Genomic DNA, 17,689 nt, shown 5'->3' on the forward strand with positions numbered 1-17,689 from the left:
GGACGAGGATCAGCCGCAGTCCAGGACCGTGGTGAGCGCCTCCCGCAGCACCGCGGCGGGGTCCTCGGCCGCCTCCGTCGACCGCCAGGCGACGAATCCGTCGGGGCGGACCAGCACCGCGCCGTCCCGGGAGACGCCGTGGGCCTCCGCCCAGTCCGTGTCGCCCACCGGCGCCAGCTCGGCCTCGGGCCTGCCGCCGACCCGGTAGGAGTCCAGCGGGACGTCGAGCCGGCGTGCCACGTCCAGGGCGGCGTCGTGCCAGCCGCCGCTGCCGTCCGCGGAGCTCAGCAGCACCATGGACCGCTCGTACAGGTCGAGCGTGGAGACCCGCTCGCCCGCCCGGGTCAGCCACTGGTGCGGCGCCCGCGTCCCGGGTTCACCCGTCAGCCGTACGCCGTCGGGCACCACCGGGGCCGACGGATCGGCGCCCACCACGGCACCCCGCGGGTAGCGGTAGGCGAGCGCCACGTTCAGGATCCCGCCCTTCCTGCCGCCGGGACCTCCCGGGCCCCCGGGGCCGCCGGGCCCCTGGGCACCGCCCGGGCCGCCCGCCGCGGGGGACGGCGTGTACCCCGGGTGGCTGTGCTCGACCGAACGCGAGGAGGCCCGTGCGCTCGTCGCCTCCGCCACCGGCCGGCGCTCCGCGTCGTACGACGCGAGCAGTCCCCTGCCGGCCCAGCCGCCGACCACCGCGGACAGTTTCCAGGCCAGGTTGTGGGCGTCCTGGATACCGGTGTTGGAGCCGAACGCACCGGTCGGGGACATCTCGTGCGCCGAGTCGCCGGCCAGGAACACCCGCCGGTCCGCGTACCGTTCGGCGACCCGCTCGGCCGCGTGCCAGGCGGCCCGCCCGGTGATCCGCACGTCCAGATCCGGCACGCCCGTCGCCCGCCGGATGTGCTCCACGCACCGCTCGTCGGTGAACTCCTCGATGGTTTCCCCGCGTTCGGGATGCCAGGGGGCGTGGAAGACCCACTGCTCCTTGTTGTCGACCGGCAGCAGCGCGCCGTCCGCCTCCGGGTCGGTGAGGTAGCAGACGATGAACCGGCGGTCGCCCACGACCTCCGCGAGACCGCGGGAGGTGAACGTGACGCTCACGTTGTGGAACAGGTCGCCCGGCCCGGTCTGGCCGATGCCGAGCGCCTCACGGACGGGGCTGCGCGGTCCGTCCGCCGCGACCAGGTAGTCCGCGCGGATCGTGGTGTGCTCGCCGGTCTCACGGCTCTTGACCTTCGCGGTCACACCGTCGGGGTCCTGCTCGAACGACATCAGCTCCGTGGAGAACCGCAGGTCGCCGCCCAGCTCCCGGGCGCTCTCCAGCAGCACCGGTTCGAGATCGTTCTGGCTGCACAGGCACCAGGCGCCCGGGCTGAAGCGGGCCAGGCCGCCGCCCGGGTCGATCTCCTTGAACAACCACTCGCCCGCGTCGCCCACCAGGGTCGGCGTCTGCAGGATGCCGTGGTTGTCCGCCAGCACCGAGGCGGCCTCCTCGATGCGCCGCTGCACCCCGGCCGTCCGGAAGAGCTCCATGGTGCGCACGTTGTTGCCGCGCCCTCGCGGATGGATCGAGGTGCCCGCGTGACGCTCCACGAGGATGTGCGGCACGCCGAGACGGCCCAGGAAGAGCGAGGTGGAGAGTCCCACCAGAGAGCCGCCGACGATGAGGACGGGCGTGCGGTGACCGATCTCGCCGGCCCCTTCGAATCGGTTCATTGACTGCCTCCATGCGTCGCCTGCGACGTGATGGGAGATGAGGATGCCGATTCCATGCCCTGTGGGGACCGGTTCGCGCGTCGGGGGCACCCGGATGGCGCGCGGTTCACTCGTCCGACCCGTGGGGCTCGCGCAGTCGGGACGTCGCGTCAACGATCAGCTCATGGCGGCCCCGGCCTTTTCGGACACCGCGGTCGTTCCTCGCTATCCGTGATCAAGAGGAGAGGTGTGCCGGAATGACCATCTCGGGACGTATCTCGCAGTCGGCCTTCGACGGCTCCAGGCTTCGGGTGATTCTGCTGCTGGACCTGTACGAAGGGGCCCAGGAGCAGTTCCTCGAGGCGTACGAGCTCATGCGCAACCAGGTCGCCTCGGTGCCCGGTCACATCAGTGACCAGCTGTGCCAGTCGATCGAGAACCCCTCGCAGTGGCTCATCACCAGCGAGTGGGAGAGCGCGCCCCCCTTCCTCGCCTGGGTGAACAGCGAGGAGCACGTCGAGACGGTACGGCCGATGCACAGCTGCGTCCGGGACACCCGCTCGATGCGCTACAGCATCCTCCGCGAGACGCACCCCGCCCAGGCCCTCACCGGGCAGCCCGCCTCGCCGGCTCCGCAGGTGGAGGCCCGCGTCGGAGACGGCGTCGCCCGCCACGCCCTCACCTTCACGGTGAAGCCCGGCTCCGAGTCGAAGGTCGCCGAGCTCCTGGCCGGCTACACGTCGCCGCAGGCCCAGGTCGACGACAACACCCGGCTGCGCCGCACCTCGCTCTTCATGCACGGCAACCGCGTCGTACGCGCCGTGGAGGTGGAGGGCGACCTCCTCGCGGCCCTGCGCCACGTGGCACGCCAGCCCGAGGTGCGGGCGGTCGAGGAGGCCATCAACCCGTACCTGGAGCAGGACCGGGACCTGAGCGACCCGGACTCCGCGCGCGTCTTCTTCACCCGCGCGGCGCTGCCGGCCGTGCACCACGTGGTCTCCGGCCGCGAGGAGCCCGCGCAGGTACGGCGGCACGCCCTGTACTACCCGGCGCGGCCGGGCTGCGGAACGGAGCTGGCCAGGTTCCTCGCCCAGCAGGACGAGACGGCGGCCGACGACCAGGACAGCCCCGTGTACCGCAGCACCGTTTTCCAGCGCGACGACATCGTCGTCCGGCTGATCGACATCGTGGGCGAGCTCGACCTGGACCCCGTCGCCTCGCTCGGCCTCAAGGGCCCCCAGAAGGCCGCCGAGCTGGAAAGCCTGCTCGACGGTGCCGCGATCGGCGTCGAAGGCGCCCTGTCGACGGAACGCAACACGAACCGTCTGCTGTCGCACGCCGACATGCTGCCCGTCACCGACCGCAGCGCGTCGGACTCCTGAGGGACACCCACAGCCAGCGTCCGCGGACGTCCCACCCGGCGTCCCCGCCCCACCCGGAGGAACCAAGCATGATCACGAATCATCCACGCATCGTGGACCTGAGCGAGACGGAGCCCAACCGCAGGCGCGGCGGGGACGTCCGGGCCATGCTCACGCCCGCCACCGCGGGGTCCACCAGCGGCTTCATGGGCCTGGCCATCATGCAGCCCGGCGAGCGCATCAGCGAGCACTACCACCCGTACTCCGAGGAGTTCGTGTTCGTGGTGAACGGCGCCCTCGAAGTCGACCTGGACGGCGAGGCGTTCGCCCTCCAGCCCGACCAGGGCCTGCTCATCCCGATCAACATGCGGCACCGCTTCCGCAACGTCGGCGACACCGAGGCCCGCATGGTCTTCCACCTCGGCCCGCTCGCCCCGCGCCCGAGCCTCGGTCACGTCGACACCGAGGAGACGGACGACACCCACCCCGCTCCGCGGTTCGCCACCACCGGGCCGGACCTGTCCGCGCCGGACCACGGACAGGCGTCCGAGCGAAGTGGGGCCATACAGTGACCCGGCGAGTGGCCGTCACCGGCATCGGTGTGGTCGCTCCGGGCGGAACCGGGACGAAGGCGTTCTGGGACCTCCTCGCAAGCGGCCGCACCGCGACCCGCGGCATCACGCTCTTCGACCCGGCGGGACTGCGCTCCCGCATAGCCGCCGAGTGCGACTTCGACCCGCTCGCGCACGGACTCGACCCGCAGCTCGTCCGCGACGCCGACCGCTACATCCAGTTCGCGGTCGTCGCCGCCGGGGAAGCCGTCCGCGACGCGGGAATCGACACCGCCGAGCAGGACCCCTGGCGCGTCGCCGTCTCCCTGGGCAGCGCCGTCGGCGGTACCACCCGTCTGGAGCACGACTACGTCAAGGTCAGCGAGGGCGGCAGCCGGTGGGACGTCGACCACCGCACCGCCGATCCGCAGCTGCACCTGGCGTTCTCGCCCAGCACGCTGGCCTCGGTCGTCGCCGAGGAGTTCGGGGCCCAGGGGCCGGTGCAGACCGTCTCCACCGGCTGCACCTCCGGACTCGACGCGGTCGGCTACGCCTTCCACACCATCGAGGAGGGCCGGGCCGACATCTGCATCGCCGGCGCGTCCGACTCCCCGATCTCCCCGATCACCATGGCCTGCTTCGACGCCATCAAGGCCACGTCGCCCGACAACGACGACCCGGAGCACGCCTCACGGCCCTTCGACGCCCACCGCAACGGGTTCGTCATGGGCGAGGGCGCCGCGGTACTGATCCTGGAGGAGTACGAACACGCCAGGGCCCGCGGCGCGCACATCTACTGCGAGATCGGCGGCTACGCCACCTACGGCAACGCCTACCACATGACCGGTCTGACCAGTGAGGGACTGGAGATGTCCCGGGCGATCGACACCACGCTCGACCAGGCCCGTCTCGACCCCACCCTGATCGACTACGTCAACGCGCACGGCTCCGGTACCCGGCAGAACGACCGCCACGAGACCGCCGCCGTCAAGCGCTCCCTGGGCGACCACGCCTACGGCACGCCCATGAGTTCCATCAAATCCATGGTGGGCCACTCACTCGGCGCGATCGGCGCCATCGAGGTCGTCGCCTGCGTCCTCGCCCTGAAGCACCAGGTCGTACCGCCCACGGCGAACTACGAGACCCCGGACCCGGAGTGCGATCTGGACTACGTGCCGCGCACCGCCCGCCCGCGGAAGCTGAGGAACGTGCTCTCCGTCGGCAGCGGTTTCGGCGGGTTCCAGTCCGCGGTGCTCCTGACCGGGCCGGACGGGAGGACACGATGAGCACGCAGCGTACGCAGCGACCCGGGCGCGCCGCCGTCACCGGCATCGGTGTCGTCGCCCCCAACGGACTGACCGCCGACGCCTACTGGAAGTCCGTCCGCGAGGGCCTCGGCGTCCTCGACCGGATCACCCGCGAGGGCTGCGAGCATCTGCCGCTGCGCGTCGCGGGCGAGGTCCGGTCGTTCGAGGCCGCCGACCTCATCGAGGAGCGGTTCCTCGTCCAGACCGACCGCTTCAGCCACTTCGCGATGGCTGCGACCGTCCTCGCCCTCGACGACGCCGGCCTCGGTGACGTCGACCCCGAGGAGGCGTACGACATCGGCGTCGTCACCGCCGCGGGATCGGGCGGCGGCGAGTTCGGCCAGCGCGAACTGCAGAAGCTGTGGGGCCAGGGATCCCGGTACGTCGGCCCGTACCAGTCCATCGCCTGGTTCTACGCCGCCAGCACCGGCCAGATCTCCATCCGCGGCGGCTTCAAGGGCCCCTGCGGAGTGGTCGCGAGCGACGAGGCGGGCGGACTGGACGCCGTCGCCCACGCCGCCCGCGGCGTCCGGCGCGGCACCGGCGTGATGGTCGTCGGCGCCGCGGAGGCCCCGCTCGCCCCGTACTCGATGGTCTGCCAGCTCGCCTACCCCGAGCTGAGCACCGTCGAGGACCCCGATCGCGCCTACCGTCCCTTCACCAAGGGAGCCTGCGGTTTCGTTCCCGCGGAGGGCGGCGCCATGTTCGTCGTCGAGGACGAGCGGCGGGCCCGTGAACGCGGCGCGGCCGTCCGGGCGGTCGTGGCCGGTCACGCGGCGACCTTCACCGGCGCCTCGCGGTGGGAGCGGTCCAGGGAGGGACTCGCGCAGGCCATCCGCGGCGCCCTCGCCGAGGCCGACTGCGCACCGGAGGAGATCGACGTCGTCTTCGCGGACGCCCTCGGTGTCCCCGAGGCGGACCGGGCCGAGGCCCTCGCCATCGTCGACGCCCTCGGCGCGCACGGGACCCGTGTCCCGGTCACGGCGCCCAAGACGGGCATCGGACGCGCCTACTGCGGCGCGCCCCTGCTCGACACCGCGGCCGCGGTGCTCGCCATGGAGCACGGCCAGGTACCCCCCACCCCGAACGTGTTCGACATCTGCCACGACCTCGATCTGGTGACGTCGGACGCCCGCCCCGCCGAGCTGCGGACCGCCCTGATCCTCAGCAGGGGACTCATGGGCTCCAACGCGGCGCTGGTCGTGCGCCGCGGCGACTCCGCCCGCTAGTCCGGGCCGCAAGTGAGGAGAACACACGCATGATCACCACCGAAGTGACCCTCGACGAACTGGCCGCGCTGATGAAGAAGGCGGCCGGGATCACCGTCGACCCCCAGGAACTCGCGAAGTCCTCCGACGCGCCCTTCGGCACCCTCGGACTCGACTCGCTCGCCCTGCTCGGCATCGTCGGCGAGCTGGAGAACCGGTACAGCCGGCCCCTCCCGCCGGACGCCGAACGCTGCAAGACGCCCCGCGAGTTCCTCGACCTCGTCAACGACACCCTCAAGGCTGGAGCCTGACGTGCCCGGACACACCGACAACAGCATCACCATCGACGCCCCTCTCGACCTCGTCTGGGACATGACGAACGACATCGAGAACTGGCCGCAGCTGTTCAGCGAGTACGCCTCCCTCGAAGTCCTCTCCCGGGACGGCGACTCGACGACGTTCCGCCTCACCATGCACCCGGACGAGAACGGGAAGGTGTGGAGCTGGGTGTCGGAGCGCACCATGGACCGCGCCGCGCGGACCGTCCGGGCCCGCCGCGTGGAGACCGGGCCCTTCGCGCACATGAACATCCGCTGGGAGTACGAGGAGACGCCGGCAGGCACCCACATGCGGTGGGTGCAGGACTTCGCGATGAAGCCCGAGGCCCCGGTGGACGACGACTGGATGACGGACAACATCAACCGGAACTCCGCCACGCAGATGGGCCTCATCCGGGACAAGATCGAGCAGGCCGCCCGGGAGCGCCGCAGCGCGCCCGTCAGCTGACCCACCGCACACAGGAAGGACCGTCCGATGCACCACGCCCTGATCGTCGCCCGTATGGCGCCCGGTTCGGCGCCCGCGATCTCCGACGTGTTCGCCGCCTCCGACCGCGGCGAACTGCCGCACCTCATCGGGGTCAACCGGCGCAGCCTCTTCCAGTTCGGTGATGTGTACCTGCACCTCATCGAGTCCGAGCGGGACCCGGCGCCGGCCATCGCGAAGGTGGCGGGACACCCGGAGTTCCGGAACGTGAGTGACGAACTGGCGGCGTACGTGAGCGCGTACGACCCGCAGACGTGGCGGAGCCCCAAGGACGCCATGGCGCAGTGCTTCTACACGTGGGAGCGGAACACCGCGTCCTGACCGGGCACCCGGTACACACCCGAGGCCGCCGGCTCCGCGAGAAGCGGAACCGGCGGCCTCGGGTTTTCCGGGTTCTTCGTCCGGCTTCTTCGAGGTGTCCGGCCGGATCAGGCGGGGACCGTGCACTCGAAGGCGTGCAGGTACGCGTTCACCGGGCGGACCTCGCCGATGACCAGGCCGGCGTCCGTGAGCCGGTCGACCATGCTCTGCCGGGTGTGCTTGGCGCCGCCCACGTTCAGGAGCAGCAGCAGGTCCATGGCGGTCGTGAACCTCATCGACGGGGTGTCGTCCACGAGGTTCTCGATGACGATGACCCGGGCACCGGGACGCGCGGCCTTGCGCACGTTGGCGAGCGCCCGGCGGGTGCTCTCGTCGTCCCACTCCAGGATGTTCTTGATGATGTACACGTCGGCCTGGACCGGGATGTCCTGGCGGCAGTCGCCCGGCACGATCCGTACCCGCTCGGCCAGCGCTCCGCCGTCGCGCAGCCGCGCGTCGGCGTTCTCCACCACGCCCGGCAGGTCGAGCAGCGTGCCGTGCAGCGCGGGGTGCTTCTCCAGCAGGCTGGCCACGACCTGCCCCTGTCCGCCGCCGATGTCCGCGACCGAGGTCACGCCCCGGAGGTCGAGCAGCTCGGCGACGTCCCGCGCCGACTGCGCGCTGGACGTGGTCATGGCGCGGTTGAAGACGTGCGCGGACTCGGGCGCCTCCTCGTTGAGGTAGGCGAAGAACTCCCGGCCGTACACGTTCTCGAAGACGTTGTCGCCGGAGCGGACCGCTTCGTCGAGCTGCGGCCAGACCGCCCACGTCCACGGCTCGGTGCACCACAGGGCGATGTACCGGAGGCTGTGCGGGTCGTCCTCGCGCAGCAGCCGGGACATCTCGGTGTGCCCGAAGGTGCCGTCCGGGTTCTCCACGAACACGCCCTGGCAGGACAGCGCGCGCAGCAGCCGGCGCAGCGTGTGCGGCTGGGTCTTCACCGCGGCCGCCAGGTCCTCCACCTCCATGGGGCGGTCGTCGAGCGCGTCGGCCACGCCGAGGCGGGCGGCGGCGCGTACGGCGGCGGCGCAGGCCGCTCCGAACACGAGCTCCCGCAGCCGCATGGGCGGCGGGGGAGTCTGGTCGACCTGTTCGACTGTCGTCATGGGATGCCTCGCTTCTGGTGTCGTGCTGTACGGGGGAGGGACGGAGACCGGTCCGGTGCCTACGGGGACAGGGGGACCGGGGTCATGGGAGGGGGCGTGCCCCCGGTCAGCACATTCCGGCGGGCTCGGAGACCGCGCAGCGGTTGCCCCGGAACGTGTTGCCCTGGCCGGTGTCACGGTTGGCCAGGTCGGCCGGGCCGTTGCGCAGCAGGACGTTGTCGCGGACCTCGTTGCGTTCGTTGAGGGCGCCCACGAAGCTCTTGAACAGCACGATGCCGCCGGACAGCGGGGACGTGCCCACGTTGTCCTCGATCCGGTTGCCCGTCACGAGGGAGTCCTCCGCGCCGGTGAGGACGATGCCGGACCCCTGGAGGAAGGGCAGCCGCGCGGTCTTGGGACAGGACTTGTTGTTGGCGTGGATGTGGTTCTGACGCAGGGTCAGGGCGCCGACCCGCGGCTTGTTCTCGTCACCGACGACGAACACGGCGGCGCAGTTGCCGGTCGCGTCGTTGCGGGCGACGGTCAGGTTCCGCAGCCGTCGCACGGTGACGCCGATCCGGTTGCCGCTCAGCCGGTTGCGGGCGATGACGGTGTTCCGGCTGTCGCGGGCGCCCTCCTCGGTGTCGACCGTGTTGGAGACGAAGACACCGGCGTCACCGTTGTCCCGGGCGGTGTTGCCCACGAGGGTCGCGCGGACGGACCGCTCGGTGGCGAGGCCCCACTGGCCGTTCTTCTCGGCCGTGACCGCGCGGACGGTCAGCCGGTCGGTCCCCGTGGCCCACAGGCCCTGCTTGGTGAAGCCCCTGAGGGTCAGCGCGGCCACGGTGACACCCCGGACGGGCCTGCTGTCCGTCCCGGCGACGCAGATGCCGTTGCCGGCCGTGGCGCACGCGTCGCCGGTGGCCGTGCCCGGCACGATGACGGTGTTGCGGGCGCCGGAGCCGCGCAGGGTCAGGTCCGACACGGTGATGCGGACGCTCTCGTGGTAGGTGCCCGGGGAGACGACGACGGTGTCGCCCGGCTTCGCCGCGTCCACGGCCTTCTGGATGGATTCGCCGGCGCGCACCAGGTGCACCGACCGGTGGGCGGCCGAGGGGGCGGCTGCGCCCAGGCCCGACGCCACGACCGCCGCCGCGCAGGCGAGGTGGGCCAACTGTCGTTTGGTCATAGGCCGAAGTTATGAACGGGTGTTGCGGCCCGCCACCGGTGATCGCCCAGGTGGGCCCGCCGCTGTCACCGTGACGCGCCGAGCGGGGAAGAACGGTGTCACGACGCACGCCGCCCCGGCCGGAGAAACCGGCCGGGGCGGCGTGCGTGGAGCAACGTCCGCGGAGTCGCCTCCGCGGGGTGGCGCGTGGGTCAGGCGAGGGTCGCCAGCGCCTCGTTCCAGGTGGCCGACGGGCGCATGACCGAGGCGGCCTTGGCGGGGTCGGGCTGGTAGTAGCCGCCGATCTCCGCGGGCTTGCCCTGGACCGCGTTCAGCTCGTCGACGATCGTCTGCTCCTGGGCGGTCAACACCTCGGCGAGCGGGGCGAACGCCTTGGCGAGGTCCGCGTCGTCGGTCTGCTGGGCCAGCTCGTTCGCCCAGTACAGGGAGAGGAAGAAGTGGCTGCCGCGGTTGTCGATGCCACCGACGCGGCGGGTCGGCGACTTGTCCTCGTTGAGGAAGGTCGCCGTCGCGCGGTCGAGGGTGTCGGCGAGCACCTGGGCGCGCGCGTTGCCCGTGGTGGTCGCGAGGTGCTCGAAGCTGGAGGCCAGGGCGAGGAACTCACCGAGGCTGTCCCAGCGGAGGTAGTCCTCCTTGACGAGCTGCTGCACGTGCTTCGGCGCGGAGCCGCCGGCGCCCGTCTCGAAGAGGCCGCCGCCCGCCATCAGGGGGACGATCGACAGCATCTTGGCGCTGGTGCCCAGCTCCAGGATCGGGAACAGGTCGGTCAGGTAGTCGCGCAGCACGTTGCCGGTGACCGAGATGGTGTTCTCGCCGCGGCGGATGCGCTCGACGGACAGCTTGGTCGCCTCGACCGGGGGCAGGACACGGATGTCCAGGCCCTCGGTGTCGTGCTCCGCCAGGTACCGCTCGACCTTCTCGATGAGCACGGCGTCGTGCGCGCGCTCCGCGTCCAGCCAGAACACGGCCGGGTCGCCGGTGGCGCGGGCGCGGGTGACGGCCAGCTTCACCCAGTCCTTGATAGGGGCGTCCTTGGTCTGGCAGGCGCGGAAGATGTCGCCGGCGGAGACGGTCTGCTCCAGGACGACGTTCCCGGCCTGGTCGACCAGACGGACGGTGCCGGTGGTCGGCACCTCGAAGGTCTTGTCGTGGCTGCCGTACTCCTCGGCCTTCTGCGCCATGAGGCCGACGTTCGGGACGGTGCCCATGGTCGACGGGTCGAAGGCGCCGTTGGCGCGGCAGTCGTCGAGGACGACCTGGTACACGCCGGAGTAGCTGCTGTCGGGCAGGACCGCGAGGGTGTCGGCCTCCTGGCCGTCCGGGCCCCACATGTGGCCGGAGGTGCGGATCATGGCCGGCATCGAGGCGTCGACGATGACGTCGGACGGCACGTGCAGGTTGGTGATGCCCTTGTCGGAGTCGACCATCGCCAGCTCGGGGCCCTCGGCGAGCTCGGCGTCGAAGGACGCCTTGATCTCGGCGCCCTCGGGCAGGGACTCCAGGCCCTTGTAGATGCCGCCGAGACCGTCGTTCGGGGTCAGACCGGCGGCGGCGAGGGTCTCGCCGTACCGCGCGAACGTCTTCGGGAAGAAGGCGCGGACCACGTGACCGAAGACGATCGGGTCGGAGACCTTCATCATCGTGGCCTTGAGGTGGACCGAGAACAGCACGCCCTCGGCCTTGGCGCGGGCGATCTGCGCGGTGAGGAACTCACGCAGCGGCGCGACGTGCATGACGGACGCGTCCACGACCTCGCCGGCCAGGACGGGTACGGAATCGCGCAGCACGGTGGTGGAGCCGTCGTCGCCGACCAGCTCGATCCGCAGGGCGCCGGCCTCGGAGATCACCGCGGACTTCTCGGTGGAACGGAAGTCGTCGACGCCCATGGTGGCGACGTTCGTCTTCGAGTCGGACGTCCACTTGCCCATGCGGTGCGGGTGGGTCTTGGCGTAGTTCTTGACCGACGCGGGGGCGCGGCGGTCGGAGTTGCCCTCGCGCAGCACCGGGTTCACGGCGCTGCCCTTGACCTTGTCGTACCGGGCGCGGATGTCGCGCTCCTCGTCCGACTTCGGGTCGTCCGGGTAGTCCGGGAGGGCGTAGCCCTGCGCCTGAAGCTCGGCCAGGGCCGCCTTCAGCTGCGGGATCGACGCCGAGATGTTCGGCAGCTTGATGATGTTGGCCTCGGGCGTCTTGGCCAGCTCACCCAGCTCGGTCAGCGCGTCCGCGATGCGCTGGTCCTCCTGGAGGTACTCCGGGAAGAGGGCGACGATGCGTCCGGCCAGCGAGATGTCACGGGTCTCCACAGTGACACCCGCCTGCGAGGCGTACGCCTGGACCACCGGCAGGAACGAATACGTCGCCAGGGCCGGGGCCTCGTCAGTGTGCGTATAGATGATGGTCGAGTCAGTCACCGGGTGCTCCGCTCCACGTCTGCAACATTGCTCGACATCAAGATATCTCGTGAGCGACCCGGCCTCGACAGGGGTCCGCGCCGGGACGGGCCGGGCCCGCGGGAAAGGGCCGCGGGCCCGGGATCCGCGTCCGGCGCGGTGCGGTCATGTTCCGCAGGGGCCCGTCACGCTCCGCGCGTCCGGCGCCGGGCCGTGGTCGGACCCCTCCGTCACGGGCTGGGCCTCACGGGCGGGACGGCGCCTCGCGCTGGTGGGGGATGGCGGACTCCAGCACAGGGGTGCCGCCGGGCTGGAGAGCGACCGTGCGGGCCGGGGACGGGATGCGGATGCCCTCGTCGCGGTAGCGCTTGTGCAGGCGCTTGATGAACTCGTGCTTGATCCGGTACTGGTCGCTGAACTCGCCCACGCCGAGGATCACGGTCAGTCCGATGCGCGAGTCGCCGAAGGTGTGGAACCGCACGGCGGGCTCGTGGTCCGGGAGAGCGCCGGTGATCCCGGTCATCACCTCGGTCACGACCTCGTTCGTCACCCGCTCGACGTGGTCCAGGTCGCTGTCGTAGCCGACGCCCACCTGCACGGTCAGCGTCATCTGCTGCTCGGGCCGGGTGAAGTTGGTCATGTTGGTGCCCGACAACTGGGCGTTGGGGATGATGACCAGGTTGTTGGAGAGCTGGCGGACCGTGGTGTTGCGCCAGTTGATGTCGACGACGTACCCCTCCTCGCCGCTGCTCAGCCTGATGTAGTCGCCCGGCTGGATGGTCTTCGACGCGAGGATGTGCACCCCCGCGAAGAGGTTGGCGAGGGTGTCCTGGAGGGCCAGGGCGACCGCGAGACCGCCCACGCCCAGCGCCGTGAGCAGGGGCGCTATGGAGATGCCGAGGGTCTGCAGGACGACCAGGAAGCCGATCGCCAGCACCACGACCCGGGTGATGTTCACGAAGATGGTCGCCGAGCCGGCGACACCCGACCGCGACTGGGTCACCGACCGCACCAGGCCCGCGATGAGCCGGGCCGCGGTGACCGTCGTGACCAGGATGAGCAGCACGGTCAGCGAGCGGCTGACCGTCCGACCGACCGCCGCGGTCAGCGGCAGCACCGCGGCCGCCGACGCGAGCCCGCCCACGATCGCCACCCACGGCACCAGGGCGCGCAGCGCGTCCACGATGACGTCGTCGCCGCTCCAGCGGGTGCGCTCGGCGTGCTTGCCCAGCCAGCGCAGCAGCATCCGCAGCAGGAACGCCGCCAGCAGCCCCGCGGCCACGGCTATGCCGGCGATCATCAGGTCGTCCAGGGTGACCGAACGCTTCATCGTCGACCTCCCAGGGGACCGGGACCGGGGTGAGGGCCCGCGGGCCGTATGCGCTGTGTCGTCACTTGCCACCTGCTCGAATCCGGGAACGCACGATCACGCCCGGACAGGTGTTCGTCGACCGGGGCGACCGCTCATCCTGCCGCATCCGCCTGCCCCTCCGTCACCAGGCCCGCGCCGTCACGCCCTTGACCGGAACCGCCCGTCAACACCCTTCATGGGAGCGCCTGGTGACCGTTCTCCTCCCTCACGTGGCCCTTCCCTGCCGTGGGCCCCGTCGACCCCGCGCGGAAATGGCCGGGACACCCCCCTCCGCGCGGCACAAGTTCCCGGCGGAATCCCCGAGCGCCGGCCTCCGCCGTCGGGCCCGCTGTCAGACCCCGTCGAACGAACCGTGTCGCCCGGCGCCCGCCGAGAAGCGGGCCGCGCCCTCCATGCTCTCGTCCAGCACGTCCATGCCGTAGCGGAGTTCGGTGCGCAGGGCGGCCTTCTCGATCAGGCCCTCCTGGTCGAGGACCGAGGCGCGGTCACTGCGCAGGCAGGCCTGCGGGAAGTCGGCGATCTCCGCGGCGAGCCGCTCGGCCTCGGCGCGGGCCCGGCCCACCGGGACCAGCCGGTTGGCGAGCCCCATCGCGTACGCCTCCGCCGCGGGGACCGCGCGGCCGGTGAGGATCATGTCCATCGCCCGGCTGGTGCCGATGAGCCGGGGAAGCCGCACGGTGCCCCCGTCGATGAGCGGGACACCCCAGCGGCGGCAGAAGACACCGAAGACGGCGTCCTCCTCGGCGACCCGCAGATCGCACCAGAGCGCCAGTTCCAGACCGCCGGCCACCGCGTGTCCCGCGACCGCCGCGATCACCGGCTTGGTCAGCCGCAGCCGGGTGGGGCCCATCGGACCGTCGCCGTCCTCGGTGACCTGGTTGCCGTGCTCGGCGCCGATGGCCTTGAGGTCCGCACCCGCGCAGAAGGTGCCGCCCTCGCCCCACAGCACCGCGACGCGCGCCGTCTCGTCGGCCTCGAACTTCCGGAAGGCGTCCGCGAGTTCCGCCGCGGTCGGCCCGTCCACCGCGTTGCGGGCCGCCGGCCGGGAGAGCACGACGGTGGTGACATGACCCTGGCGTTCGATCCGGACCGGCATGGCACTGTCCCCTTCTCCGGCCGACGCGCCTCACCGCACGTCGTGGTCACTCCTCGGTACCACAGCTCGCGCGGGTACGCACCGGCGCAGGGGGTGCCCCTGTCTCAGATCACCTTCCAGCGCACCAGGGCCCCCCAGCGTCAGCGCCCCCGGCAGCAGCGGCACCCACACCGTGATGATCCGGTACGCCAGGACCACCGCCGTCGCCACCGCGACCGGGCCGCCCGCCGCGACCAGCGCCACGGTCAGCGCCGCCTCCACCGAACCGAGGCCACCGGGCGTCGGCACCAGCGCGACCGCGACCGTCGCCGCGAGGTAGGCGATCACCATGTGTGTGGGCGACACCGGCAGGCCCAGCGCGCGGCCCACCGCCGCGAGCCCCGAGGCCTGGAGCAGCGGGAACGCGAGCGAGCCGCCCCACAGGGCGAAGGCACGGGCCGGCCGGGTGTGCACCGAGCGGGCCTCGCCGAGCGCGGTGCGCAGGAAGGAGACGACGGGCGTGCGCAGCCGCCGTACGAGCAGCAGCGTCGCCGCCGCGACGGCCACCAGCAGCCCGACGCCCAGCAACAGGGGCAGGGCCGCGCCGTCCGGGAGCAGACCGCCGAGGCGCAGCGCGTTGGGGAACGCGATCAGCAGACCGAGGAGCAGGCCGAGCCGCGCGGTCGACTCGGCGAGCAGATACAGCGCGAGCGCGGCCGACGAGCGGGCGAGCGGAACCCCGCACACCGTCATGAACCGCAGATTGACCGCTCCGGCGCCGAGGCCGGTCGGCAGCAGATGGTTGGCCGCGCCCGCCGCGAACTGGGTGGCGAGCAGCCGGCGTGCGGGCAGCCGTTCCATGACCGCGCCCTGACGGGTCAGAGCCGCGGCCACCCAGGTCAGGGCGGTCGCGGTGGCCGCGGCCGCGAGCCACGGCCACTCGGCGGACCGCAGATGGCCGAAGCCCTCGGCGAGGACGGAGCGGTGGCGCACGGCCACCACCAGGACCAGGGCGAGCGGAAGCAGGCACAGGACCGGCCGGACGGCGGGACGCAGGGCGAGGCGCCGGGGAAGCGCCGGCCTCGCTCGGGGGAGTCGTACGGTCGTCACATCGGGAGAGGTTTTCCACACCGCACCAACGTGGGGTTGCGGGCGCGGGGACGGCGGCTGACACGCCGGGCAAGGTGCGGGAGGGATGGCCCCCGCGGACCCCGGGCCGACGCCGGGCCGCCCGTGCGGGTGCCCTCTCCCGGAACTCTTGACCTCAATGATGCTTGAGGTTCTACCGTCTCTCCCATGAGCATGGAGAGCACGGCCTGGACCCAGCTGTACAGCGTGATGAACGCCCAGCGGGAGCGCAGGCCCTTCGACCCCGCGACGCTGCGGCGCATCGCCGTCTTCGCCCGGCCGCACCGCCGCCGCATCGCCCAGTTCGTCGTCCTCAGCGTGGCGACCGCGCTGCTGGCCGTCGCGACGCCGGTGCTCGCGGGGCACGTCGTCAACACCATCGTGTCCCACGGCGACGAACGCACCGTCGTCCGCCTTGCCGTGCTCATCGCGGTCATCGCGGTCGCCGAGGCGGCGCTCGGGATCCTGAGCCGCCTGCTCTCGTCGACGCTCGGCGAGGGACTCATCCTCGATCTTCGGACAGCTGTGTTCGATCATGTGCAGCGCATGCCGGTCGCGTTCTTCACACGTACCCGTACGGGCGCGCTCGTCAGTCGACTCAACAACGACGTCATCGGCGCCCAACGAGCCTTCAGCAACACCCTCTCCGGAGTCGTCAGCAACGTCGTGACGCTGCTGCTCACCCTGGCCGTGATGCTCACCCTCTCCTGGCAGATCACCCTGCTCGCGCTCGTCCTGCTGCCCGTGTTCGTGCTCCCCGCCCGGCGCATGGGCAGCCGGATGGCCCGGCTCCAGCGCGAGGCCGCCGACCTCAACGCCTCGATGGGCACCCGCATGACGGAGCGCTTCTCCGCCCCAGGCGCCACCCTCGTCAAGCTGTTCGGCCGGCCCGGCCAGGAGTCCGTCGAGTTCGCGGAGCGCGCCCGCCGGGTACGGGACATCGGGGTGCGTACCGCGATGGCGCAGTCCGCGTTCATCACCGCGCTGACCCTGGTGTCAGCCCTGGCGCTGGCCCTCGTCTACGGTCTCGGCGGCTGGTTCGCCCTGCGCGGCACCCTGGACGCCGGCGCCGTGGTCTCCCTCGCGCTGCTGCTCACCCGCCTGTACGCGCCGCTCACCTCGCTCGCCGGGGCGCGCGTCGAGGTGATGAGCGCCCTGGTCAGCTTCGAGCGTGTCTTCGAGGTGCTCGACCTGAAGCCGCTCATCGCCGAGAAGCCGGACGCCCGAGAGGTCCCCGAGGGCCCCGTGGCCGTCGAGTTCGACGACGTCCGCTTCGCCTACCCCTCCGCCGACAAGGTCTCGCTCGCCTCGCTCGAAGAGGTCGCCGCCCTCGACACCCGGGGCGGCGCCGAGGTCCTGCACGGCATCTCCTTCACCGCCGAACCCGGCCGGACCGTCGCGCTCGTCGGCTCCTCCGGCGCCGGCAAGTCGACCATCGCGCAGCTCCTGCCGCGCCTCTACGACGCCGACGCGGGCGCCGTCCGGATCGGCGGCGTCGACGTCCGCGACCTCAGCGCCGCGTCGATGCGCGCGACCCTCGGCATGGTCACCCAGGACGGCCACCTCTTCCACGACTCCGTCCGCGAGAACCTGCTCCTCGCCCGGCCCGGCGCGACCGAGGAGGAACTGTGGGACGTGCTGCGCCGCGCCCGCCTCGACGACCTCGTCGCCTCCCTGCCCGACGGCCTCGACACCGTGGTCGGCGAACGCGGCTACCGGCTCTCCGGCGGTGAGCGTCAGCGCATGACCATCGCCCGCCTGCTGCTCGCCCGCCAACGCGTCGTCATCCTCGACGAGGCCACCGCCCACCTCGACAACACCTCGGAGGCGGCCGTCCAGGAGGCACTCGCCGAGGCGCTGGAAGGGCGTACCGCGGTCGTGATCGCGCACCGGCTGTCGACCGTGCGGGCCGCCGACCTGATCCTCGTCGTCGAGGCGGGCCGGATCATCGAGCGGGGCACCCACGAGGAGCTGCTCGCCGTGCGGGGCCGGTACGCGGAGCTGTACCGGACGCAGTTCAGGACCGCCCGGGAGGACACCCCGGAGCCGGCGGGGGTCGAGGCGTAGATCCTCCGGGTGGAGCGGGGGTACGAGGAGGGTGGACGCGCGCGACGAACCCGCGCGCGTCCACCCGTCCGTCCCCTTC

General features: G+C 71.9%; 14 protein-coding genes and 1 pseudogene. 8 read left to right on the forward strand and 7 right to left on the reverse strand.

Annotation, left to right across the window (positions count from 1 at the left end; all coding sequences use genetic code 11):
- Window positions 1–9 precede the first annotated feature (9 nt).
- A complete protein-coding gene (locus AB0C62_RS08915; protein ID WP_362970998.1) occupies window positions 10–1,713 on the reverse strand; it encodes an FAD-dependent monooxygenase in 1,704 nt (567 codons plus the stop codon).
- 236 nt (window positions 1,714–1,949) lie between these two features.
- On the opposite strand from AB0C62_RS08915, the gene AB0C62_RS08920 reads away from it, so the two are divergent.
- From AB0C62_RS08920 to AB0C62_RS08950, 7 genes are all read left to right on the forward strand, one after another.
- Window positions 1,950–3,074 carry a SchA/CurD-like domain-containing protein gene (locus AB0C62_RS08920; RefSeq protein WP_362971000.1) on the forward strand — a complete coding sequence of 375 codons (1,125 nt, stop codon included), beginning with the start codon at window positions 1,950–1,952 and terminating at the stop codon, window positions 3,072–3,074.
- Between the two features lie 68 nt (window positions 3,075–3,142).
- Window positions 3,143–3,625, forward strand: coding sequence for a cupin domain-containing protein (locus AB0C62_RS08925; RefSeq protein ID WP_362971002.1), 483 nt, complete (start codon window positions 3,143–3,145; stop codon window positions 3,623–3,625).
- A complete protein-coding gene (locus AB0C62_RS08930) occupies window positions 3,622–4,890 on the forward strand; it encodes a beta-ketoacyl-[acyl-carrier-protein] synthase family protein (protein ID WP_362971004.1) in 1,269 nt (422 codons plus the stop codon). Before AB0C62_RS08925 ends, AB0C62_RS08930 begins: the two co-directional genes overlap by 4 nt.
- A complete protein-coding gene (locus AB0C62_RS08935) occupies window positions 4,887–6,140 on the forward strand; it encodes a ketosynthase chain-length factor (RefSeq protein ID WP_362971006.1) in 1,254 nt (417 codons plus the stop codon). Before AB0C62_RS08930 ends, AB0C62_RS08935 begins: the two co-directional genes overlap by 4 nt.
- Window positions 6,141–6,169: 29 nt before the next feature.
- Window positions 6,170–6,430 (forward strand): acyl carrier protein, encoded by a 261-nt coding sequence (locus tag AB0C62_RS08940; RefSeq protein ID WP_362971008.1) that lies wholly within the window; start codon window positions 6,170–6,172, stop codon window positions 6,428–6,430.
- Between the two features lies 1 nt (window position 6,431).
- Window positions 6,432–6,905, forward strand: a complete 474-nt coding sequence (locus AB0C62_RS08945) for an SRPBCC family protein (RefSeq protein ID WP_362971009.1) — start codon at window positions 6,432–6,434, stop codon at window positions 6,903–6,905.
- 27 nt (window positions 6,906–6,932) lie between these two features.
- Window positions 6,933–7,265, forward strand: coding sequence for a TcmI family type II polyketide cyclase (locus AB0C62_RS08950; RefSeq protein ID WP_081220473.1), 333 nt, complete (start codon window positions 6,933–6,935; stop codon window positions 7,263–7,265).
- Between the two features lie 107 nt (window positions 7,266–7,372).
- Here AB0C62_RS08950 and AB0C62_RS08955 read toward each other — a convergent pair whose 3' ends face one another.
- The 6 genes and pseudogenes from AB0C62_RS08955 to AB0C62_RS08980 all read right to left on the reverse strand — a co-directional run bounded on the left by AB0C62_RS08955 (window position 7,373) and on the right by AB0C62_RS08980 (window position 15,471).
- The gene (locus tag AB0C62_RS08955; RefSeq protein ID WP_362971011.1) at window positions 7,373–8,410 is read right to left on the reverse strand and encodes a methyltransferase; all 1,038 of its coding nucleotides are present in this window, start codon (window positions 8,408–8,410) and stop codon (window positions 7,373–7,375) included.
- 106 nt (window positions 8,411–8,516) lie between these two features.
- Complete coding sequence (locus tag AB0C62_RS08960) at window positions 8,517–9,578, reverse strand: right-handed parallel beta-helix repeat-containing protein (RefSeq protein ID WP_362971013.1); 1,062 nt, start codon at window positions 9,576–9,578, stop codon at window positions 8,517–8,519.
- A 191-nt stretch (window positions 9,579–9,769) separates the two neighbouring features.
- Window positions 9,770–11,989 (reverse strand): NADP-dependent isocitrate dehydrogenase, encoded by a 2,220-nt coding sequence (locus tag AB0C62_RS08965; protein ID WP_362971015.1) that lies wholly within the window; start codon window positions 11,987–11,989, stop codon window positions 9,770–9,772.
- Between the two features lie 223 nt (window positions 11,990–12,212).
- The gene (locus AB0C62_RS08970; RefSeq protein WP_362971017.1) at window positions 12,213–13,298 is read right to left on the reverse strand and encodes a mechanosensitive ion channel domain-containing protein; all 1,086 of its coding nucleotides are present in this window, start codon (window positions 13,296–13,298) and stop codon (window positions 12,213–12,215) included.
- A 373-nt stretch (window positions 13,299–13,671) separates the two neighbouring features.
- Entirely contained in the window at window positions 13,672–14,436 is a 765-nt protein-coding gene (locus AB0C62_RS08975; RefSeq protein ID WP_362971019.1) for a crotonase/enoyl-CoA hydratase family protein, read from the reverse strand.
- A gap of 104 nt (window positions 14,437–14,540) precedes the next feature.
- Window positions 14,541–15,471, reverse strand: a pseudogene (locus AB0C62_RS08980) (lysylphosphatidylglycerol synthase domain-containing protein).
- Window positions 15,472–15,711: 240 nt separating this feature from the next.
- Here AB0C62_RS08980 and AB0C62_RS08985 point away from each other — a divergent pair.
- Window positions 15,712–17,610, forward strand: coding sequence for an ABC transporter ATP-binding protein (locus AB0C62_RS08985; RefSeq protein ID WP_362971020.1), 1,899 nt, complete (start codon window positions 15,712–15,714; stop codon window positions 17,608–17,610).
- Window positions 17,611–17,689 lie beyond the last annotated feature (79 nt).

This window comes from Streptomyces sp. NPDC048643, assembly GCF_040650615.1.
Classification (GTDB): Bacteria; Actinomycetota; Actinomycetes; order Streptomycetales; family Streptomycetaceae; genus Streptomyces.